The sequence below is a fragment of the Pinisolibacter sp. genome (assembly GCF_036782435.1).
Classification (GTDB): domain Bacteria; phylum Pseudomonadota; class Alphaproteobacteria; order Rhizobiales; family Ancalomicrobiaceae; genus CALBKH01.
This window is the reverse complement of sequence record NZ_DAIPZB010000064.1, coordinates 1-19,075: the sequence shown is the minus strand read 5'-3', so window position 1 is coordinate 19,075 and position 19,075 is coordinate 1. Positions and strand designations below refer to the sequence as shown.

General features: G+C 67.7%; 20 protein-coding genes. 14 read left to right on the top strand and 6 right to left on the bottom strand.

Annotation, left to right across the window (positions count from 1 at the left end; translation table 11 throughout):
- Positions 1-211: 211 nt before the first annotated feature.
- The 6 genes from V7Q42_RS19450 to ybaK all read left to right on the top strand — a co-directional run bounded on the left by V7Q42_RS19450 (position 212) and on the right by ybaK (position 5,558).
- A complete protein-coding gene (locus tag V7Q42_RS19450; protein WP_333825895.1) occupies positions 212-1,387 on the top strand; it encodes a pyridoxal phosphate-dependent aminotransferase in 1,176 nt (391 codons plus the stop codon).
- Between the two features lie 154 nt (positions 1,388-1,541).
- Positions 1,542-2,678: a two-component system sensor histidine kinase NtrB gene (locus V7Q42_RS19445; protein ID WP_333825893.1), complete on the top strand. Its 1,137-nt coding sequence runs from the start codon at positions 1,542-1,544 to the stop codon at positions 2,676-2,678.
- Positions 2,679-2,726: 48 nt separating this feature from the next.
- A complete protein-coding gene (locus V7Q42_RS19440) occupies positions 2,727-3,356 on the top strand; it encodes a response regulator transcription factor (protein ID WP_333825891.1) in 630 nt (209 codons plus the stop codon).
- 185 nt (positions 3,357-3,541) lie between these two features.
- Positions 3,542-3,919 (top strand): response regulator, encoded by a 378-nt coding sequence (locus V7Q42_RS19435; RefSeq protein WP_333825890.1) that lies wholly within the window; start codon positions 3,542-3,544, stop codon positions 3,917-3,919.
- Positions 3,920-4,254: 335 nt separating this feature from the next.
- Positions 4,255-4,965 (top strand): helix-turn-helix domain-containing protein, encoded by a 711-nt coding sequence (locus V7Q42_RS19430; RefSeq protein WP_333825889.1) that lies wholly within the window; start codon positions 4,255-4,257, stop codon positions 4,963-4,965.
- Between the two features lie 116 nt (positions 4,966-5,081).
- Complete coding sequence (gene ybaK, locus V7Q42_RS19425) at positions 5,082-5,558, top strand: Cys-tRNA(Pro) deacylase (RefSeq protein WP_333825887.1); 477 nt, start codon at positions 5,082-5,084, stop codon at positions 5,556-5,558.
- Between the two features lie 19 nt (positions 5,559-5,577).
- Here ybaK and hemN read toward each other — a convergent pair whose 3' ends face one another.
- Positions 5,578-6,954 (bottom strand): oxygen-independent coproporphyrinogen III oxidase, encoded by a 1,377-nt coding sequence (gene hemN, locus V7Q42_RS19420; RefSeq protein WP_333825885.1) that lies wholly within the window; start codon positions 6,952-6,954, stop codon positions 5,578-5,580.
- A gap of 847 nt (positions 6,955-7,801) precedes the next feature.
- Here hemN and ccoN point away from each other — a divergent pair.
- From ccoN to ccoS, 8 genes are all read left to right on the top strand, one after another.
- A complete protein-coding gene (gene ccoN / locus V7Q42_RS19415) occupies positions 7,802-9,415 on the top strand; it encodes a cytochrome-c oxidase, cbb3-type subunit I (protein WP_333825883.1) in 1,614 nt (537 codons plus the stop codon).
- Positions 9,416-9,428: 13 nt separating this feature from the next.
- Entirely contained in the window at positions 9,429-10,193 is a 765-nt protein-coding gene (gene ccoO / locus V7Q42_RS19410; RefSeq protein WP_333825882.1) for a cytochrome-c oxidase, cbb3-type subunit II, read from the top strand.
- A gap of 13 nt (positions 10,194-10,206) precedes the next feature.
- Positions 10,207-10,359: a cbb3-type cytochrome c oxidase subunit 3 gene (locus V7Q42_RS19405; protein ID WP_333825880.1), complete on the top strand. Its 153-nt coding sequence runs from the start codon at positions 10,207-10,209 to the stop codon at positions 10,357-10,359.
- 3 nt (positions 10,360-10,362) lie between these two features.
- Positions 10,363-11,223, top strand: coding sequence for a cytochrome-c oxidase, cbb3-type subunit III (ccoP, locus tag V7Q42_RS19400; RefSeq protein ID WP_333825879.1), 861 nt, complete (start codon positions 10,363-10,365; stop codon positions 11,221-11,223).
- Between the two features lie 549 nt (positions 11,224-11,772).
- Complete coding sequence (gene ccoG, locus V7Q42_RS19395; protein ID WP_333825877.1) at positions 11,773-13,224, top strand: cytochrome c oxidase accessory protein CcoG; 1,452 nt, start codon at positions 11,773-11,775, stop codon at positions 13,222-13,224.
- 336 nt (positions 13,225-13,560) lie between these two features.
- Positions 13,561-14,088: a FixH family protein gene (locus V7Q42_RS19390; RefSeq protein WP_333825876.1), complete on the top strand. Its 528-nt coding sequence runs from the start codon at positions 13,561-13,563 to the stop codon at positions 14,086-14,088.
- 117 nt (positions 14,089-14,205) lie between these two features.
- Positions 14,206-16,452 (top strand): heavy metal translocating P-type ATPase, encoded by a 2,247-nt coding sequence (locus tag V7Q42_RS19385; protein ID WP_333825874.1) that lies wholly within the window; start codon positions 14,206-14,208, stop codon positions 16,450-16,452.
- A gap of 121 nt (positions 16,453-16,573) precedes the next feature.
- On the top strand, positions 16,574-16,759 hold the full coding sequence (gene ccoS / locus V7Q42_RS19380) for a cbb3-type cytochrome oxidase assembly protein CcoS (protein ID WP_333825871.1): 186 nt from the start codon (positions 16,574-16,576) through the stop codon (positions 16,757-16,759).
- A gap of 12 nt (positions 16,760-16,771) precedes the next feature.
- Here ccoS and V7Q42_RS19375 read toward each other — a convergent pair whose 3' ends face one another.
- The 5 genes from V7Q42_RS19375 to V7Q42_RS19355 all read right to left on the bottom strand — a co-directional run.
- Positions 16,772-17,197 (bottom strand): CopD family protein, encoded by a 426-nt coding sequence (locus tag V7Q42_RS19375; RefSeq protein WP_333825870.1) that lies wholly within the window; start codon positions 17,195-17,197, stop codon positions 16,772-16,774.
- Between the two features lie 4 nt (positions 17,198-17,201).
- Entirely contained in the window at positions 17,202-17,537 is a 336-nt protein-coding gene (locus V7Q42_RS19370) for a DUF3817 domain-containing protein (protein ID WP_333825869.1), read from the bottom strand.
- Positions 17,534-17,797: a hypothetical protein gene (locus V7Q42_RS19365; protein ID WP_333825867.1), complete on the bottom strand. Its 264-nt coding sequence runs from the start codon at positions 17,795-17,797 to the stop codon at positions 17,534-17,536. The genes V7Q42_RS19370 and V7Q42_RS19365 overlap by 4 nt, the downstream gene beginning before the upstream one ends.
- A gap of 9 nt (positions 17,798-17,806) precedes the next feature.
- Positions 17,807-18,133, bottom strand: coding sequence for an ArsR/SmtB family transcription factor (locus tag V7Q42_RS19360; protein WP_333825865.1), 327 nt, complete (start codon positions 18,131-18,133; stop codon positions 17,807-17,809).
- A gap of 310 nt (positions 18,134-18,443) precedes the next feature.
- Positions 18,444-19,075 (bottom strand): aminotransferase class I/II-fold pyridoxal phosphate-dependent enzyme (locus V7Q42_RS19355; RefSeq protein ID WP_333825864.1); only part of this gene is annotated, 632 nt, incomplete at its 5' end.

The window sequence follows — 19,075 nt, the reverse complement described above, 5'->3', positions numbered from 1 at the left end:
GAATCACGTCAGTAGACGGTCGTCGAGGGCTATCCGCGCACAGGTCTCATGAGCCGATCGCGACGCACCCGTCGAAATCACCGGCCGATCGGGATCGCCCATCAGCGATCCCGATCGGAAGGATCAGCGCATTTCATCTCGGGCGATCGGCCGATGCGATAGAGTCCGGTGCGTCGCTTTCGCCTCGACGTTCCCACCGGTGTCTCCCCGCATGTCCGATCTGCTCGCCTCTCTCACCCCGCATGCCCTCGCCGCGCCGCCCTCCGGCATCGTCGAGGTGATGAACTACGGCCGCCTGCGCGAGGGGATGATCCCGTTGTGGGCTGGCGAGGGGGATCTGCCGACCCCGGCCTTCATCTGCGCCGCCGCGGCGCGCTCGCTCACCGACGGCGAGACCTTCTACACCTGGCAGCGCGGCATCCCGGATCTGCGAGAAGCGCTGGCGCATTGGCACGAGCGTCTCTACGGCGGCTCGTTCTCGCCCGAACGCTTCTACGTCACCGGTTCCGGCATGCAGTCGATCCAGATCGCGCTCACCGCTCTCGCCGGTCCCGGCGACGAGGTGATCGTGCCGACCCCGGCGTGGCCGAACTTCGCCGCCGCCGTCGGGGTGCGCGGCGCGCGCGTGGTCGAACTGCCGATGACCTTCCGCGACGATCGCGGCTGGAGCCTCGATCTCGACCGCCTCGCCGCGACGATCACCCCGGCGACCAAGGTCATCTTCGTCAATTCGCCCTGCAATCCGACCGGCTGGACGGCGAGCCGCGACGACCTCGCGACGATCCTCGATCTCGCCCGCCGCCACGGCCTGTGGATCGTCGCCGACGAAGTCTACGGCCGCTTCGTCTGGGACGGCAGCTCTCGCGCGGCGTCGTTCCACGACGTCGCCGGGCCGGACGACCGGGTGGTGTGGGTCAACACCTTCTCCAAGAACTGGGCGATGACCGGCTGGCGCATCGGCTGGATCGAGGCCCCGCCGGTGTTGGGGCAGGTGATCGAGAACCTGATCCAGTATTCGACCTCGGGCGTCGCCGTCTTCCTGCAACGTGGCGCCGTCGCCGCCCTGGAGCAGGGCGACGCCTTCCTCGCCGAGCAGATCGCCCGCATCGCCGAGAGCCGGACGATTCTCTGTGAGGCGCTCGCCGCCACCGGTCGGGCCCGATTCGTGCCGCCGCCGGGTGCCTTCTACCTGTTCTTCGGCGTCGACGGCGAGAACGACACTTCACAACTCGGCCTGCGCCTCGTCGACGAGGCGAACATCGGCCTCGCTCCGGGCACCGCCTTCGGCGCGGCCGGCGCCGGCTGGTTGCGCCTGTGCTTCGCCCGCAGCCCCGAGCAGATCCGCGAGGCGACGCGCCGCCTCGTCGCCTGGCTCGACCGCCGTTGACCCGGTCCGGATCCGACCTTCGATCGAGTGACACGACGCTCTCTTGAGAATCTCCTCGAGATGAAATGTTATGTGCGCGGGTCAGGAGAAATCCCGACCTCCGTGCGCCGACGTCGCCGCACGGCGGAAGAACGCGGTTTTCGGGGAGTTCGCAGTGCCAGATCGGTCGCCGACGGTTTCGGAGGCTCGACTCCTCTCGGTGCTCGACACCGCGGTGGACGGGATCGTCGTGATCGACGAACGCGCCCGCGTGCTCGTCTTCAACAAGGCCTGCGAGACACTCTTCGGTTATGAGGCGGCATCGGTCGTCGGCCGCAACATCTCCTTCCTGATGCCGCCGGACTACGCCTCCGAGCACGACGCCGCGGTCGGCCACTACCAGCGCACCGGCGAGAGGCGGATCATCGGCATCGGCCGCGAGGTTCGCGCCCGCCATGCCGACGGCACCGTCTTCCCGATCGAACTGTCGGTCGGCGAGGCGAAGACCCCGGAGGGGCCGCAGTACATCGGCATCATGCGTGACCTCCGGCCCCGCAAGGCGGTCGAACAACGCCTCGCCCAGCTCCAGGCGCAGCTCGTCCAGATGGCGCGCGTCAACGCCATGGACGAGATGGGCGCCGCGGTGGCGCACGAACTCAATCAGCCGCTGACCGCGGTGATGCTCTATCTCCAGGCGCTCACCCGCAAACTGAAGAGCGGCGAGGACGAGGTCGATCAGGCGGTGCTGGAGATCCTCGGCAAGGCCTCGCGCGAGGCCGAACGCGCCGGCTCGATCATCCAGAAGATGCGTCAGTTCATCGAGAAGCGCGAACCGGAACGCCAGCCGGTCGACATTCGTCGTCTGATCGACGAGGCGCTCGAGGTGACGCTGCTCGGCAACGACGGCGCCGCGGTCGAGGTGGTTCGTGACGAGATGCCCGATCAGCCGGCCCTGGAGGCCGATCCGATCCAGATCCAGCAGATCCTGATCAACCTCATCCGCAACGGCATCGAGGCGGTGAAGAGTCGCGACGAGCGCTGGATCCGCATCGCCACGCGCACCGCGGACGGCCGGCTGCTGGTCGAGGTCGAGGACAGCGGCGCCGGTATCCCGGGGGAGACGGTGCGCAATCTCTTCAAGGCCTTCTCGACTTCCAAGAAGACCGGATTGGGGCTGGGACTTGCGATTTCCCGCTCCATCGCTCAGAACCACGGTGGAGATCTCCTCGTCGAGCCCGGCGGTGGCGGGCGCGGAGCGACCTTCGTGTTGTCCTTGCCCCTCGGGGTGACGGCGACGGTGAATGCGAAATGACCTCCGAGCGCGCCGCGCCGGAGAGTGAAAGACGTATCGAGGTGGCAGATGATCGGACGCGCGCAGAAATCCGACCAGGCGATCTACATCGTGGACGACGACCCGGCGGTTCGTGACGCGCTCGCGGTGGTCTTCGAGCTCGAGGGGTACAAGGTCTCCGGTTACGAGACCGGCGACGCCTTCCTCGACGCCGCCAAGACCCATCCGCCGGCCTGCGTCTTCCTCGACGTCCACATGCCCGGCCGCTCCGGCCTCGACATCCTCAAGGCCCTCAACGCCGATCATTACCCGGCGCCGATCTTCATCATCTCCGGTCAGGGCGACATCCCGATGGCGGTCACCGCCATCAAGTTCGGCGCCTTCGACTTCATCGAGAAGCCCTTCGACGCCGATCACATCGTCCAGCGCGTCCACGAGGCGCTGGAGGCCCAGGCACGCCGCGAAGGTGCCGACCACAAGTCGGTCGCCCACGACTTCCCCGGCCGCGATCTCCTGACCCCGCGCGAGATCGAGGTGCTCGGCCAGATCACCGCCGGCGCCTCCAACAAGGAGGCCGGACGCCATCTCGGCATCAGCCCACGCACCATCGAGGTGCATCGCGCCCGCATCATGGAGAAGCTCGGCGCCCGCAACGCCGCCGATCTCGTCCGAATCGTGCTGACCGGCGAACACGGCTGAACGCGGTCTCCATCCGTCGATTTCCACGCTGCGAGGCTCGTCCCCCGGACGGGCCTCGTGTCGTTTCGAGGGGCCGGCGCGGAGCGTTGACGCGCTGGTGATCGGCGATCGGGAACTCTACGGATCGCGCTCTGAACCGTTTCGGACGATGGTGACATCTCATCCGTTCGGCCGAGTACGCGAGAATGACAGAGACAACGACCGGGGCGCGGCACGCGCCGCCCGGGTCCGTCCACATCCTGGAAGACGACCCCGGCGTCGCCGACAGCCTGCGCTTCCTGCTGCAGGCTCTCGGCCACGACGTCGTGTCGCATCCCGATGCCGAGAGTTTCTTCGAGGGCGCACCGCCGGCCGCCGACGACGTGGTCATCGTCGACCTCGGCCTGCCGGGCATCGGCGGCGCCCAGGTCATCCGTTGGCTCGACCGTCTCTCCCCCCGCCCGCGGGTCATCGCCATCACCGGCCAGGCGCAGAAGGTGATCGAAGACGAATTGCGCGATCTGCCGCTGGTGCGGCTGTTGCGCAAACCACTTTCAGGAGACACACTCGTCGCACTCCTGTGATCCACTCCGGTGAGACACGGGTGTGGGCGGACCGATGAGGGTCGGATCCGCCGTGCGACGAGACGAAGTGCCGTGAATTTAGGTAGATGGGCGTAAGTAGGTCCCCCGAATTGTGGGGGTCTTGCCTTGTTTCTAGCCTGAACGAGCCGAAAGACGCGCCACATCCACCCCTTCTCCACCGGTGACGGGCCGGCGGCGATCAGATCGGTAGGTGAGGAGTGACGACGCTTCCGTCGGAATCGCAAGACCGATGCGATCGGCACCGGTTCCCCATCGCGGACGAACGGCACGGGTCCCGTGCCGGGCGGTCGGGGATCGGCGAGGAGGAGACGATCATGGCCTATTCCGATAGAGCCCTCGGCAATGCCGGTGGGCTCCCCAAGGAAGCCAGAACCGAGGCCGATCTCGTTTGGCTGGAGTTCGCCCGGTCGCAGCGGGTGAAGACCCAGCGCGTCGGCTCGCACGAATCCGTCTTCTACGAAGGCGACCCGGCCGACCGCGTCTACGAGCTCATCGAAGGCGCGGTGATGCTGTTCAAGCTGCTGCCCGACGGCCGTCGTCAGGTCGTGGAGATCATCGCGCCCAATTCGCTCTTCGGCGTCGTCGGCGGCAAGCTCTACGACTGCAACGCCGAGACGTTGACGCCGAGCGTCGTGCGCATCCTCGACCGCCGCGACATCGAGGCGTCGAGCGAGTTCCAGGGCCACGTCGCCCGCTGCCTGCGCGACCAGATCGAGCGCCTGCACGAACACGCCGTCCTGCTCGGCCGCAAATCGGCCTTCGAGCGGGTGGCGACCTTCCTCATGCACTTCGTGCCGTCGCGCGGCCAACCCGGCTGCTCCGGCCCCTCGGGCGAGAAGGACGAACAGACCATCGAACTCACCATGACCCGCCAGGAGATCGCCGACTATCTCGGCCTGACGATCGAGACGGTGAGCCGGGTGATCTCGGACCTGAAGCGCCGCGGCCTCATCGCCATCGAGAAGCAGGACCGCATCCGCATCACCGACATCTGCGGCATCTGCCACCTGACCGGGACGCATTGACGCCTTCGGCGTACCGTTTCCGGGAACCGAGCGAGCCCCGCCCGTCCGGCGGGGCTTTTTCGTCGTGGGCGGGTCGCGCTAGAACAACGCTGTGTTCCTCGCGACCGGAGCCCGCCTTGGCCGCCACCCCCGCCACCACCTTCCTGAAGGCGAAGAAGATCGCCTTCGACCTCCTCGAATACGCTCACGACCCGCGCGCCGAAGCCTACGGCCTCGAGGCGGCGGAGAAGCTCGGGCTCGATCCGGCAAGCGTGTTCAAGACGCTGGTGGTGAGTGACGGGGCGAAGGCCCACGCACTGGCGCTCGTCCCCGTCGTCCGCAAGCTCGGCCTGCCGCTGGCGGCCAGGGCGCTCGGTTGGAAGCGCGCCGAAATGGGCGACAAGGCCGACGCCCAGCGCCTCACCGGCTACGTACTCGGCGGCATCTCGCCCTTCGGCACCAAGCGGCCGCTGGCGATCGTCGCCGACGCCGCGCTGCTGCTGCCCGAAAGGATCCATGTCTCCGGCGGCCGCCGCGGCCTGGAGATCCGCGTCACACCCGCCGATCTGGTGGCGGCGCTGAACGCGGTCGTCGCCGACATCGCGGTCGATTGACGGGCGGGGAGGGCGTCGCTCACACCGCCACGGAATGCCGGGCCGCGGCGCGCGCCAGATAGACGTCGAAGGCGGCGGCGACGATGCGCACCAGCGGTCGGCCCGCCTCGGTGACGCGGATCTTCGCCCCGTCGACCTCGACCAGCCCGTCGCGTGCCGGCTCGATCAACCGCTCGAAAGCGTCCCCGACCGCGTCCCGCGTCATGCCGTGCGCGGCGCAGACCTCGTCGACGTCGACGGCGTAGTCGCACATCACCCGTTCGATGATGTCGGCGCGCAGCCGGTCGTCGGCGTCGAGTGCCTTGCCCTTGGCGATCGGCAGGCGTCCGGCGTCGACCGCCTTGCGCCAGCGGCCGATGTCCGGGTCGTTCTGGGCGAAGCCCTGGTGCACCTTGCCGATCGACGAACAGCCGATGCCGATCAGCGTACCGGCGTCGTCGGTGGTGTAGCCCTGGAAGTTGCGGTGGAGTTCGCCGGACTTCGCCTTGACCGCAATCTCGTCGGTGGCCAGCGCGAAGTGGTCGAGGCCGATCGCCTCGTAACCGTACTCGGCCAGCGCGGCACGCGCCGTCTGCTCCAGTTCGAAGCGTGCGTTGGCGCCCGGCAGCGCCGCCTCGTCGATGAGCCGCTGATGCTTCTTGAACCACGGCACGTGGGCGTAGCCGAACAGGGCGACGCGGCTCGGCGCGAAGGCGTGGGTGAGTTCGATGGTGCGCCGGATCGTCTCCGGCGTCTGGTGCGGCAGTCCGTACATCAGGTCGAAGTTGATCGCCGTGATGCCGGCGCCGCGCAGCGCCGCGACGGCGTGCTCCACCGTCTCGATCGGCTGGATGCGACCGATCGCCTTCTGCACCGCCGGATCGAAATCCTGGACGCCGAGGCTCGCTCGGGTGACGCCCGATTCGGCGAGCAGCGCGGCGAGGTCCTCGCGCACGGTGCGCGGATCGAGTTCGATGGCGTGCTCGACCGTCGGCAGGATGTCGAAGGTCGCCCGAAGCGCCTTCACCACGGCGCGAAACGATTCGGTCGGCAACAGGCTCGGCGTGCCGCCACCCCAGTGGATGTGGGAAACCGGAAGCCTGCGACCGATCGCCTCTCCTATGAGGCGAATTTCCTCCACCAGACCTTCGGCGTAGTCGATGACCGGGTCGTCCTTGCGGGCGCCCTTGGTGTGGCACCCGCAGTAGTGACAGATGGTGCGGCAATAGGGGACGTGGAGATAGACCGAGATCGGCGCACGCGCGTCGAGCGACCGCAGCCACCCGCCATAGATCGCGGGCGTCACCGAGGCGTCGAAATGCGGCGCCGTCGGGTAGGACGTGTAACGCGGCACGCTGCGGGTCGCGTATTTGAGATCGAGCGGTGTCTTCGTCTGCTGAACCATGCCGGCGACCATGCGGTGCCCTTCCTGTTGCGGCCTTGACGCGGATCAACCCGGAAGCCGGAGATGCGCGTCGTTCGCCGATCGCGGCCCGATCTTCTTTTGTGAACAACAGGTTCACGCAGGGTGAGCGGGTCTTTCGTTGTACGCGGACGGATGGTTCGGCAGTCGGCGCCGGCGTTTCGCGGTGCTCCGGCGGAGATCCCGGTCGATCCGGAATCCTTCCGGCGGGAGCCGCGACGCGCATCCGGATCCGCCCACCCGTCCGTGGACGCACCCGCGACGCGCCAGCCCGGGTCGTAATGCGAAGCCCCTCGCTTCGCCGTTCGCCCTGCGGCGCGCGTCGAGGGAAAGTAGCGTCGCGGCCCGGTTTTGGAAACCGTATCAATGCTGACGAACCGTGCTGCGACGATAGGCCGAGGGCGAAACGAAGCCTCGGCGATTGCCCCGACGCGACGGAAGTCTTAATCGAATCCTGGGCTCGTAGGTATTTCGACCGTCTCCTGAGGTCGGCCCGTCGTCGCTATTGTCGCCGGCGTGTCCGTACCGAGGGAAACCCGGTCCTCACCGACGAGCTTGGACCGTTCGGGTCGCGTTGACCTGAATCAAAGTCGCGGGGTGAGGCCGGCTCTACGGTCGGACCGATACCCACCGGCGTTTCGACGTCGCACACCGGGCGCACTCGGTGTTCGCCGTAGGAACGCCGGAAACTTAGGCGGACGGCGCGGGCCGTGCGTTCCCAACCCGAGGTCACATCCGAGGGACGGAACGCCGGGGCGCGTCGCCCGGGGGCGTATCGATACAAGAAACGGGGCGAACGATGGCTCGACCAGTCGAGACAAAGGCATTCACGCTCGAGGAAATGGGCTATTCGCTCTTCCTCGCGCTTCTCGCCGTCGTCTGCGTGATCCTCGCCGGCAAGGCGTGGGAACCGCAGTTGGCGTTCCACGCAGCTGTCGGCGCGGTCTTCGCGGCGATCGGCATCTTCCTGATCATCAAGGGCTACAACGATCGCAGCGCCCAGCCGGCGCAGATGATCGACGGCAAGGCCAACTACAACTACGGGCCCATCAAGTTCGCCGCCATCGCGTCGGTGTTCTGGGGCGTGGCCGGCTTCCTGGTGGGCGTCTACATCGCCTCCGAGTTGGCTTGGCCGGCTCTGAACCTGGACCTGCCCTTCATCAACTTCGGGCGTCTGCGGCCGCTGCACACCTCGGCGGTGATCTTCGCCTTCGGTGGCAACGTCCTCCTCGCCACGTCGTTCTACGTCGTGCAGCGCACGTCGCAGGCGCGTATGCCGGGCATCGTCACCCCGTGGTTCATCGTCCTCGGCTACAACGCCTTCATCGTGATCGCCGGTACGGGCTATCTGCTCGGCGTCACCCAGTCGAAGGAATATGCCGAGCCGGAGTGGTACGCCGACCTGTGGCTCACCATCGTGTGGGTGATCTATCTCCTCGCCTTCCTCGGCACCCTGTGGAAGCGTAAGGAACCCCACATCTACGTGGCCAACTGGTTCTACCTGGCCTTCATCGTCACCGTCGCGATGCTGCACCTCGGCAACAACATGTCGGTGCCGGTGTCGATCTACTCGATCAAGTCGGTGCAGGTGTTCTCCGGCGTCCAGGACGCCATGGTCCAGTGGTGGTACGGCCACAACGCGGTCGGCTTCTTCCTGACCGCCGCGTTCCTCGGCATCATGTACTACTTCGTTCCGAAGCGGGCCGACCGTCCGGTGTACTCCTACCGGCTGTCGATCATCCACTTCTGGGCGCTGATCTTCCTCTACATCTGGGCCGGCCCGCATCACCTCCACTACACGGCGCTGCCCGAATGGGCTTCGACCCTCGGCATGACCTTTTCGATCATGCTGTGGATGCCGTCCTGGGGTGGCATGATCAACGGCCTGATGACGCTCTCGGGCGCCTGGGACAAGCTGCGCACCGACCCGGTGCTCCGCATGCTCGTCGTGTCCGTCGCCTTCTACGGCATGTCGACCTTCGAAGGTCCGCTCATGTCGATCAAGGCGGTGAACGGCCTCAGCCACTACACCGACTGGACCGTCGGTCACGTCCACTCCGGCGCTCTCGGCTGGGTCGGCTTCGTGTCCTTCGGCGCGCTCTACTGCCTGTTCCCCTGGCTGTGGAACAAGAAGAGCGTCTACTCGCTGAAGCTCGTCAGCTGGCACTTCTGGACCGCCACCATCGGCATCGTGTTCTACATCTGCGCCATGTGGGTGTCGGGCATCATGCAGGGCCTGATGTGGCGTGCCTACGACAAGCTCGGCTTCCTGGAGTACTCCTTCATCGAAACCGTTGCGGCCATGCATCCCTACTACGCGATCCGTGCTCTGGGCGGTGCCCTGTTCCTGCTCGGTTCGCTGATCATGGTCTACAACCTGTACATGACCGTGGCTCATGGTGAGGACGCCGAAGGCGCCACCGCCGGTGCCCCGGCTCTGGCCCCGGCCGAGTGAAGGAGCACGAGTCATGTCTCTGATGGAAAAGCACGCCATCTTCGAGAAGAACTCCATCGTTCTCCTCGTCGGCATCCTGATCATGGTCGCCATCGGCGGCCTGGTCGAAATCGTCCCGCTCTTCTACCTGAAGAGCACGATCGAGAAGGTGGAGGGCATGCGTCCCTACACCCCGCTCGAGCTGGCGGGACGCAACATCTACCTCCGCGAAGGTTGCTATCTGTGCCACAGCCAGATGATCCGTCCGATGCGCGACGAGATCGAACGCTACGGCCACTTCTCCCTCGCGGCCGAGTCCATGTACGACCACCCCTTCCAGTGGGGTTCCAAGCGCACGGGTCCCGACCTCGCCCGCCTCGGAAACAAGTATTCCGACAAGTGGCACGTCGAGCATCTGATCAACCCGCGCGCGGTCGTTCCGGACAGCGTGATGCCGGGATATCCCTTCCTGGCGAAGACCGAGCTGGCCACCACGCACCTTCAGGACGTGGTCAAGACCAACGCGCTGGTCGGCGTGCCCTACACGGCCGATCAGATCGCCAACGTCGCGGCCGACGTGATGGCTCAGGCCAACCCCGACGACAAGAACGTCGGCGCGTTCCTGCAGCGCTACACGGTCACCAACTCGAAGGGTGAGAAGATCTCGACTCCGGTCGCCCGTGACTTCGACGGCAACCCCGCCAAGGTCACCGAACTGGACGCCGTGATCGCCTACCTTCAGGTGCTCGGAACCATGGTGGACTTCAAGCTCTACGACGACAAGGCGAACCTGAGGTGAGGAGTGTGAGGTCATGAACACCTACACATCACTTGCCGAGTTCGCCCAGACGTGGGGTCTGGTCTACTTCTTCGTCATCTTCGCGGGGGTCCTCGTCTACGCCCTGTGGCCGTCCAATAAACGGCCCTTCGACGAGGCCTCGCGCGTCCCCCTGCGGGAGGATTGATCCATGGCACAACAGGAACTCGACCATCTGTCGGGTCAGACGACGACCGGCCACGAATGGGACGGTCTGAAGGAACTGAACACGCCGCTGCCGAAGTGGTGGCTCTACGTGTTCTACGTCTGCATCATCTGGTCCGTCGGATATTACGTCTTCTATCCGTCGTGGCCTCTGGTGAGCAGCTACACCCAAGGCATCTTCGGTTCGACGATGCGCTCCGACTCGATCGCCGCCTACGAAGGTGGTGTGAAGGCTCGACTGGCCAACGCGTCCGGTCTCGCCGACGCGCCGCTCGAGCAGATCAAGTCGACTCCGGCCCTGCTCGAGTTCGCCATGGCGAACGGCAAGGCCGCCTTCGGCGACAACTGCGCCCCGTGCCACGGCTCGGGTGCGACCGGCGGTCCGGGCTATCCCAGCCTGCAGGACGACGACTGGATCTGGGGCGGCAAGCTCGCCGACATCTACCAGACCCTGCAGTTCGGCATCCGTTCCGGCCATGCCAAGGCGCGTGACAGCCAGATGCCGAACTTCGGTAAGGACGGCATCCTGAACAAGGAGCAGATCGCTTCCGTCGCCTCCTACGTCGTCTCCCTCTCCGATACCTCGGTGAAGGCGGCGGCCGACGGCAAGCAGCTGTTCTCCGACAACTGCGCCGCCTGCCACGGCGAAGACGCCAAGGGCAACCTCGAACTCGGCGCGCCCAACCTCGCCGACAAGATCTGGCTCTACGGCGGCGGTGTGGACAAGGTCGCGGCTCAGATGACCGAAGCCAAGCACGGCGTCATGCCGGCTTGGGAAGGCCGTCTCGATGCGATCACCATCAAGTCGCTGGCCGTCTACGTCCACTCGCTGGGCGGCGGCAAGTGATCCACGAACCCGAGGGGGAGGGGTGCGAACCTCTCCTCCCCGAGACCACGGCGGCCGAACGGCGCGCCGCGATCACGAGGGAGACGCGAACCGTCTCCCTCGTTCGTTTGCGGGGAGGCATCCGCTTCTCCGCCCGACCGGATCTCGTCGTCCTCGGACGGCGTCCCTCATGGGCACCGGATCTCGTGTCGGGCGTGTGAGCGAGGGGCGGGATGCGTCTTCGGGGCATCCCGCGTCGACGTCACCACCACTTTCCGGTCGTCACCGCCGTGCCGTCGCGCGGTCGGGGGAGCCCGACGACCCCTGTGTCATCCCGCCGCGCGCGGGACGATCGAATCGATTGGATCGGCATGTACACGCATCCGTGGCTTGCCGTGACGGGGATCGCGCCCTAGAGCCTCCCCGGGAGAGACCCGCCGCCGACGGCGACGGGAGACGTCCGGCGACGCGGAGGATGCCACCTCCGCGACGAACGTCGGGACGGCCGGGTGACGGCACCGGCGAGGGGCCGGAGTGGTCGCCGACGGGTGTGTGAGAGGGACGGACGGAATGAGCGTCGAAAGTGGTGCCGGTGCCGGAGGGGAGAGCGATCAGCTCTACGCCGATCAAGCCAAGATCTATCCGGCGAAGGTCACGGGTACGTTCCGCAGGATCAAGTGGGCCATCCTCGTCGTCGGCCTCGCCATCTACTACTTCTTGCCGTTCCTGCGCTGGACGCGGGCTCCCGGTCAACCGGATCAGGCGATCCTGCTCGATCTGCCGGGGCGGCGTTTCTATTTCTTCATGGTCGAGATCTGGCCGCAGGAAGTCTACTACGTCACCGGGTTGATGATCATCGCGGCCTTCGTGCTGTTCCTGATGAACGCCGTGGCCGGCCGCATCTGGTGCGGTTATCTCTGCCCGCAGACGGTGTGGACCGATCTCTATTTCGCCGTCGCGCGCTTCTTCCAGGGCGATCGCCGCACCCAGATGAAGCTCGACGCCGCGCCGTGGAGCTTCGACAAGCTGTGGCGCAAGGCGGCGACCCATTTCGTCTGGATCATGATCGCCTGGTGGACCGGCGGCGCCTGGGTGCTCTATTTCGCCGACGCACCGACCCTGGTGAAGGAACTGGCGACCCTCGAAGCGCCGTCGATCGCCTACATCTGGATCGCCATCCTCACCGCTTCGACCTATCTTCTCGCCGGCTTCGCCCGCGAGCAGGTCTGCCTCTACATGTGTCCCTGGCCGCGCATCCAGGCGGCGCTGACCGACGAATGGGCGCTCAACGTCTCCTATCGTGTCGACCGCGGCGAGCCGCGCGGCTCGCTCAAGCAGAACCGCAAGCTCGCCGCCCAGGGTCTGCCCGCCGGCGACTGCGTCGACTGCGGCCAGTGCGTTGCCGCCTGTCCGACCGGCGTCGACATCCGCGAAGGCCTGCAGATGGGTTGCATCCAGTGCGGTCTGTGCATCGACGCCTGCGACACGGTGATGACCAAGCTCGGCAAGCCGAAGCGCCTCATCGGTTACGACACCGACATCAACATAGAACGGCGCGAGCGCGGCGAGGCGGCCGTCTACAGCTTCATCCGCCCCCGCACGATGATCTACGTGGTTCTGATCCTCGTGGTGGCGGCGATCATGGGCTGGCGTCTGTCGACCCGCGCCACCGTCGGCGTCAGCGTCCTGCACGATCGCAATCCGCTCTACGTCACCAACTCCGATGGATCGATCCGCAACGGCTACACCGTGCGCCTCCTCAACAAGGAGCCGCACCAGCGCGATCTGGCCCTGTCGGTGAAGGGCCTGCCGAAGGGGTCCCACATCGACACGTCGAGTGTGGCGCGACACGAGGGTGAAACCCTGGTCTTCACCACCGACGCCGATCAGACCCGCGAGGTCCGCGTCCAGGTGGTGGTGCCGGCCGGGGCGAGTATCGGCCATTCGACCGATCTGGCCTTCGAACTCGCCGCCCCCGGCGGCGAGGTGGCCACGGCCAAGGACTTCTTCAAGGCGCCGTGAGGCGCTGGCGAGTGAGCCCGGTACGAGGCTCGGCGCCACCGGCCGAACCCGGCGTGCCGCATCGGCTCGCCGGGCGGAGACGAAGCGGCGCTCGACCGCATCCCGACGACGACGGCGCGACCCGCGGGCCGCGCCTCGAGCCTTCCGGACGGGGAGGCGCACCCATCGCGCGACGGAAGCGTTCGACGGTGGTCTGCGAGCGAGCGTCTCCGGTCCCGACCGAAGAGACCATTTCGCTCTTCTGCGACGGACGGGCGTCTCGGCGCCCTCGGCCGTCGCTTCGAGAGGTGGCCGGCCGAAGAGGTCCGGCGCTCCAGTTGGCTCCGGGAGGGGTTCATGTCGACGTCTCTGAATCAAGAACGCGAACCCGAGGGCAGCGGCTTCCGGCTCACCGGTCGCCACGTCCTCCTCATCCTCGTCGGCGTCTTCGGATTCATCTTCGCCGTCAACGGCGTGATGATCTGGAAGGCGGTCGAATCCTTCCCCGGCGTCGTGACCCGCTCGCCCTATGCCGAGAGCCAGCGCTTCAACAAGACGATCGCCCAGGCCCAGGAGCAGGCGGCCCGCGGCTGGCAGGTCGATGCCCAGGCGGCGCGCAGTCCCGACGGCCGTGTCGTCGTCCGCCTCGAGGCGCGCGACGCCAAGGGGGTGCCGCTCTCCGGCGTCGCCTTCAAGGCGACCCTCCTGCATCCCGCCAACCGCTCGCTCGATCATGCCGTGCCGCTTCCCGCGGTCCCCGGCGCCGCCGGTGTCTTCGAAGGCGCCGCGATGGGCGTCGGCGAAGGCAAATGGGGCCTCGAGGTCGAAGGCCTGACCGACAAGGGGCGAGTGTTCCTGTCGGAGAACGCGCTGTTCCTGCGCTGACCCGGTGACCGATCGCTCGTCCGGACACCCTGTCCACACGAGGGGGTTGGACGAATTCGATCCGGCGTCGCGAAGCGATCTGCCGGATCTCGTATCGCGAGGACGAACGCACCGCCCATGACCGCCGCCGAACGCGATTGGAACGCCTTCGCCGCCCCCAAGGCCGACGGCACGGTCCACATGGACCTCGCCGTCGAGGGCATCACCTGCGCCGCCTGCATGTCGACCATCGAGCGCGGCATCCGCACCATGCCGGGCGTCACCGAGGCGCGGGTCAACCTCACCACCCGCCGCCTCGCGCTCGAATGGAAGCCGGCCGAGACCGAGGCGGGCGCCCTGGTGCGTCGGCTCGAGCGTCTCGGCTATCGCGCCCACCCCTTCGATCCCGGTCGCCGTTCGGCGGAGGAGGAGGCCGAGGCCAAGGAACTCCTGCGCTGCATGGCGGTGGCCGGTTTCGGCGCGATGAACATCATGTTGCTGTCGGTGTCGGTGTGGGCCGGCAACGCCTCCGACATCGACGCGCCGACCCGCGACCTCTTCCACTGGATTTCGGCGCTGATCGCCCTTCCCGTCGTCGCCTATTCGGGGCGGCCGTTCTTCCGGTCGGCAGCCCGGGCGCTCCGAGCGCTGCGCACCAACATGGACGTGCCGATTTCCATCGGCGTCGTCCTCACCCTCGGTCTCTCGCTGTTCGAGACCATGCGTTCCGCCGAGCACGCCTTCTTCGACTCGGTGGTGATGCTGCTGTTCTTTCTGCTCACCGGCCGCTTCCTCGACTACAACATGCGCCGCCGCACCCGCTCGGTGGCCGAGAACGTCGCGGCGCTCCGGGTCGAATCCGCCGCTCGCATCCTGCCCGACGGCTCGATCCGCGACGTACCGCTCTCCAAGGTCGACCCCGGAGATCTGGTGCTGGTGCGGCCGGGCGAACGCGTCTCGGTCGACGGCGTCGTCGAGGACGGCGCCTCCGACATCGACCAGAGCCTCGTCACCGGCGAGACCACACTCGTCGCCGTGGGCCCCGGCACCCGTGTCTACGCGGGAACGCTCAACGTCGGCGGCCTGCTCCGCGTCCGTGTCACCGCCGCCACCGAAGGCACGCTTCTCGACGAGGTCAACACCCTGCTCGAGACCGCCGCCCAGGCGAAATCGAAATACATGCGGCTCGCCGACCGCGCCGCGAGCGCCTACGCTCCGGTGGTCCACGCCTCGGCGCTCGTCACCTTCCTCGGCTGGTGGCTCATCGCCGGTTCGCCGGTGGCCGAGAGCCTGGTGATCGCCGTCTCGGTGCTGATCATCACCTGCCCCTGTGCGCTGGCCCTCGCCATTCCCGCGGTGCAGGTCGTCACCTCCGGCATCCTGTTCAAAGCCGGCGTGCTGCTCCATTCCGGCGACGCCATCGAGCGTCTGGCGGCGGTCGACACCGTCGTCTTCGACAAGACCGGTACGCTGACCCTGCCCGAACCCCGCCTGCTCGATCGCGACGCCGTCGACCCCGAGCGCCTGGCGCGGGCCGGTCGGCTGGCGCGCGCCAGCCGTCACCCGCTGGGGCAGGCGCTGGCCGAGATCACCCGCGCCGTGGCGCCGCCGCTCGAGGTGCGCGAAGAACCGGGCCGCGGCATCGAAACGACCGTCGACGGCCGCGTCGAACGGCTCGGCTCCCCCGCCTTCTGCGGCGTCGATGCGGCGGCGGTGGAGGCGCTCCTCGCGCGGTTCCCCGGCGCCTCGCTCGTCGCCCATCGCGAAGGCGACGACGCGCCGATCCTCGTCGCCTTCGAACAGGGCCTGCGCCGCGACGCCCGCGAGGTCGTCGACCGACTGAAGGCGATGGGGCTCGCCGTCGCCATCCTGTCGGGCGACCGTGAGGCGGCCGTCGCCGAGGTGGCCACCACCCTCGGAGTGAGCGACTGGGCCGCCCATCTCGGCCCGACCGACAAGATCGCTCGGCTCGAGGCGCTGAAGGCGGCGGGCCGCCGCGTGCTGATGGTCGGCGACGGCCTCAACGACGCGCCGGCGCTGGCCGCCGCCCACGTGTCGCTGTCACCGGTGACGGCGGTGCATCTGTCCCAGGCCGCCGCCGACGCCGTCTTCCTCGGCGACCGCCTGGCGCCGGTGGTCGCGGCGGTGACCGTCTCCCGCCGCGCCCGCGCCGCAATGATCCAGAACCTGTGGCTGTCGGTGATCTACAATCTGATCGCCGTGCCCGTCGCCGTGGCCGGCTTGGTGACGCCGTTGATCGCGGCACTCGCCATGTCGGGCTCGTCGGTGCTCGTCACCTTGAACGCCCTGCGACTGCGCCTCGGGGCGGCACCGGTCGCCGACCCCGGTGACGCCGAGGCCGCGCCCGCGTTCGTCCGCTCTTGACCGTCATCGCCGCGCGGCGCAGGGATGACGGACGCGGAAGGGCGGGTACGGCCGCGTTGTTCGACGCCCCCGCGTCCGCAGTGACCGAGACGAGGTCCGCGGGACAACGAGAAGGCAAGTCATGGACGTCCTGATCTTCCTGATCCCGATCGCGCTCGGCCTCGGACTGCTCGGCCTCTTCGCCTTCATGTGGAGCCTGAAGTCGGGCCAGTTCGAAGATCTGGAGGGCGCTCGCTGGCGCATCCTCGACGACAGCGATCTTCCCGGCCGCGAGCCTCCGTCCGAGTCGGGCGAGAAGAAGATCTGAGGGCGGTCTCGCTCAGAGCGGCTTGACGATCACCAATCCGGCGATCGCCAGAACGGCCATCCCGACCGTCGCGGGCGTGTATCGAGCGAGGGCGCCGATCGCCGCCGCCGCATCGTTCCGGCGCAGACCACCCGACAGCACCCCGTGCAGCGCCGACAAGGCGACCACGACGACGATCTTCGCCGTCAGCCAAGGCTCGCCGAACCATGCGCCGCGCAGCGCGAGGATCGAGCCGAACGCCCAGGTGGCGGCCATCGCCGGCGCCGTCACCCGGTGATCGAAGCGCCGCACCGCGGCGGCGAAGCGGCGCACCGTATCCATCTCGCGCAGAGCCGGATCGTTCGCGGCGAGCACGGCGATGCCGAGGGCGGTCAGTCCGCCCGTCCAGACGACGGCCACGGCGACATGCGCCGCCACGAGCCAGAGATCGAAGGGCATGGCTTCACTCCGGGACGGACGCGGGAGACGTGCCGCGCGCCCGGTGGCGCAACACCAGGAAGGCGCCGAAAGGCACGAAGGCGGCGAGCCCGAGAATGACGACGTCGCGCCACGCGATCCGCCCGCTCGCTCCGGTTCGCAGCAGCAGCCACGCATAGACGAGGAAGGCGACGCCGTGGATCGGCCCCATGATCGCCGTCGCCTCGCGCAACCCGCCGAGATGGCGCAGCGGCACCGCGACCAGGACCAGAAGCAGCAGCGTCGTGCCCTCGACGAAGGAGGCGATGCGCAGATCGTCGGGCGCGGTGATGTCGCTGGGGAGTGGGTCGCGGGCGGTCATTCGACGTCCTTCAGCATCTTTTCGATGGCGCCGAGCCGTCCCTCGATCCCGGCGACCCGCTCCGTCAGGCCGGCCAACGCCGCCGCGCCGGCGGCCTGCACCTCGACGGCTCGGGCCGCGAGATCGCGCAGGGCCTCGTCGCCGGCGATCCGTGCCCGGGCGGTGCGCGCGGCGCTGAAATACTTCATGGCGAAGATCAGCAGGACGGTGGCGAACAGCAGCACCGTGATCAGAAGAAACGTGTCGATGTGTTGGGCCATGAGGGGCTCCTATTCGGGGTCGCGTCGTTCGACGGGAGAGAGGGTGCGGACCGCGTCGATCAGCGTCGTCGGGGTGACGGTGAGGTCGAAGTCCGTCACTTCGAAGAAGTTCAGCGCCTTGCCGTCGGCGGAGAGTTCGAGCCGGCTACGGACCAGTCCGGCCTGTTCGAGCTTCTGCAGATGCAGGTGGAGCAGTGGTCGGCTGATGCCGACGTCGCGCGCCAGCCGGCTGACATAGTTGCGCCCACTGCCGGCCAACGCCGCCAGAATGCGCAACCGGTGCGGATTGGCGAGGGCGGCCAGCACCTCCACCAACCGGTCTCCGTCGAGCCGCATCCCTCACTCCTCGCATTTCATGTGTAAGAAATAGTTGACACATGAAATACGAAGAGTCAACATCCGAGCGAACGACGAGATGGCGAGGTGCATCACCTCGGCTCGTCGCGGCGCGGACGTGATCGCCGGGTCGACCCTGCCGCTGCGCGAAGGCTGACGCCGGACGCCACGGACCGCACATCGGGACGCGCCCGGGAGCGCGAAAGTGGAGGAGGAGGGTGCCGACGAGACCGCCGAAAAAAGACGGCCCCGGTGTCGCCACCGAGGCCGACGGCGCGGGGCGTGCCCGCGCTCTCGGGAGAGGAGACCGTCAGCCGCCCGAACGCGGCACCGCCATCTTGGTCACCGGCGGGGTGATCTCGTCGGTGTCGTCGTCGAGCGCCACCGGACCGGTGAGCGGCAAGCCGAGCTTGGTCCACACGTCGACGAGCGAGGTCTTCAGCGCAGCGACCAGATCGTCGTCGTGGAACGGCGTCGGGGTGATGCGCAGCCGCTCGGTGCCGCGCGGCACCGTCGGATAGTTGATCGGCTGGATGTAGATGCCGTGCTCCTCGAGCAGCATGTCCGAGGCCTTCTTGCACAGGTCCGGATCGCCCACCATCACCGGCACGATGTGGGTGGCGGTCGGCATCACCGGCAGGCCGGCGCCGCCGAGCACGTCCTTGGTGCGCTGCGCCTGACGTTGCTGCATGTCGCGCTCGGCCGACGAGCGCTTGAGGTGGCGGATCGAGGCGGCGGCCGCCGCGGCGATCGCCGGCGGCAACGCCGTGGTGAAGATGAAGCCCGGGGCGTAGGAGCGTACCGCGTCGCAGATCGCCTTGGTCGAGGTGATGTAGCCGCCGAGCGTGCCGAAGGCTTTGGCCAGCGTCCCCTCGATGACGTCGATACGGCCCATCAGGCCTTCCCGGTCGGCGATGCCGCCGCCGCGCGGGCCGTACATGC

Coding starts and splice junctions, on each gene's coding strand:
- V7Q42_RS19450 (WP_333825895.1), top strand. CDS start 212: ATGTCCGATCTGCTCGCCTCTCTCACCCCGCATGCCCTCGCCGCGCCG.
- V7Q42_RS19440 (WP_333825891.1), top strand. CDS start 2,727: ATGATCGGACGCGCGCAGAAATCCGACCAGGCGATCTACATCGTGGAC.
- V7Q42_RS19435 (WP_333825890.1), top strand. CDS start 3,542: ATGACAGAGACAACGACCGGGGCGCGGCACGCGCCGCCCGGGTCCGTC.
- V7Q42_RS19430 (WP_333825889.1), top strand. CDS start 4,255: ATGGCCTATTCCGATAGAGCCCTCGGCAATGCCGGTGGGCTCCCCAAG.
- hemN (WP_333825885.1), bottom strand. CDS start 6,954: ATGGTCGCCGGCATGGTTCAGCAGACGAAGACACCGCTCGATCTCAAA.
- ccoN (WP_333825883.1), top strand. CDS start 7,802: ATGGGCTATTCGCTCTTCCTCGCGCTTCTCGCCGTCGTCTGCGTGATC.
- ccoO (WP_333825882.1), top strand. CDS start 9,429: ATGTCTCTGATGGAAAAGCACGCCATCTTCGAGAAGAACTCCATCGTT.
- V7Q42_RS19405 (WP_333825880.1), top strand. CDS start 10,207: ATGAACACCTACACATCACTTGCCGAGTTCGCCCAGACGTGGGGTCTG.
- ccoP (WP_333825879.1), top strand. CDS start 10,363: ATGGCACAACAGGAACTCGACCATCTGTCGGGTCAGACGACGACCGGC.
- ccoG (WP_333825877.1), top strand. CDS start 11,773: ATGAGCGTCGAAAGTGGTGCCGGTGCCGGAGGGGAGAGCGATCAGCTC.
- V7Q42_RS19390 (WP_333825876.1), top strand. CDS start 13,561: ATGTCGACGTCTCTGAATCAAGAACGCGAACCCGAGGGCAGCGGCTTC.
- V7Q42_RS19385 (WP_333825874.1), top strand. CDS start 14,206: ATGACCGCCGCCGAACGCGATTGGAACGCCTTCGCCGCCCCCAAGGCC.
- ccoS (WP_333825871.1), top strand. CDS start 16,574: ATGGACGTCCTGATCTTCCTGATCCCGATCGCGCTCGGCCTCGGACTG.
- V7Q42_RS19375 (WP_333825870.1), bottom strand. CDS start 17,197: ATGCCCTTCGATCTCTGGCTCGTGGCGGCGCATGTCGCCGTGGCCGTC.
- V7Q42_RS19370 (WP_333825869.1), bottom strand. CDS start 17,537: ATGACCGCCCGCGACCCACTCCCCAGCGACATCACCGCGCCCGACGAT.
- V7Q42_RS19365 (WP_333825867.1), bottom strand. CDS start 17,797: ATGGCCCAACACATCGACACGTTTCTTCTGATCACGGTGCTGCTGTTC.
- V7Q42_RS19360 (WP_333825865.1), bottom strand. CDS start 18,133: ATGCGGCTCGACGGAGACCGGTTGGTGGAGGTGCTGGCCGCCCTCGCC.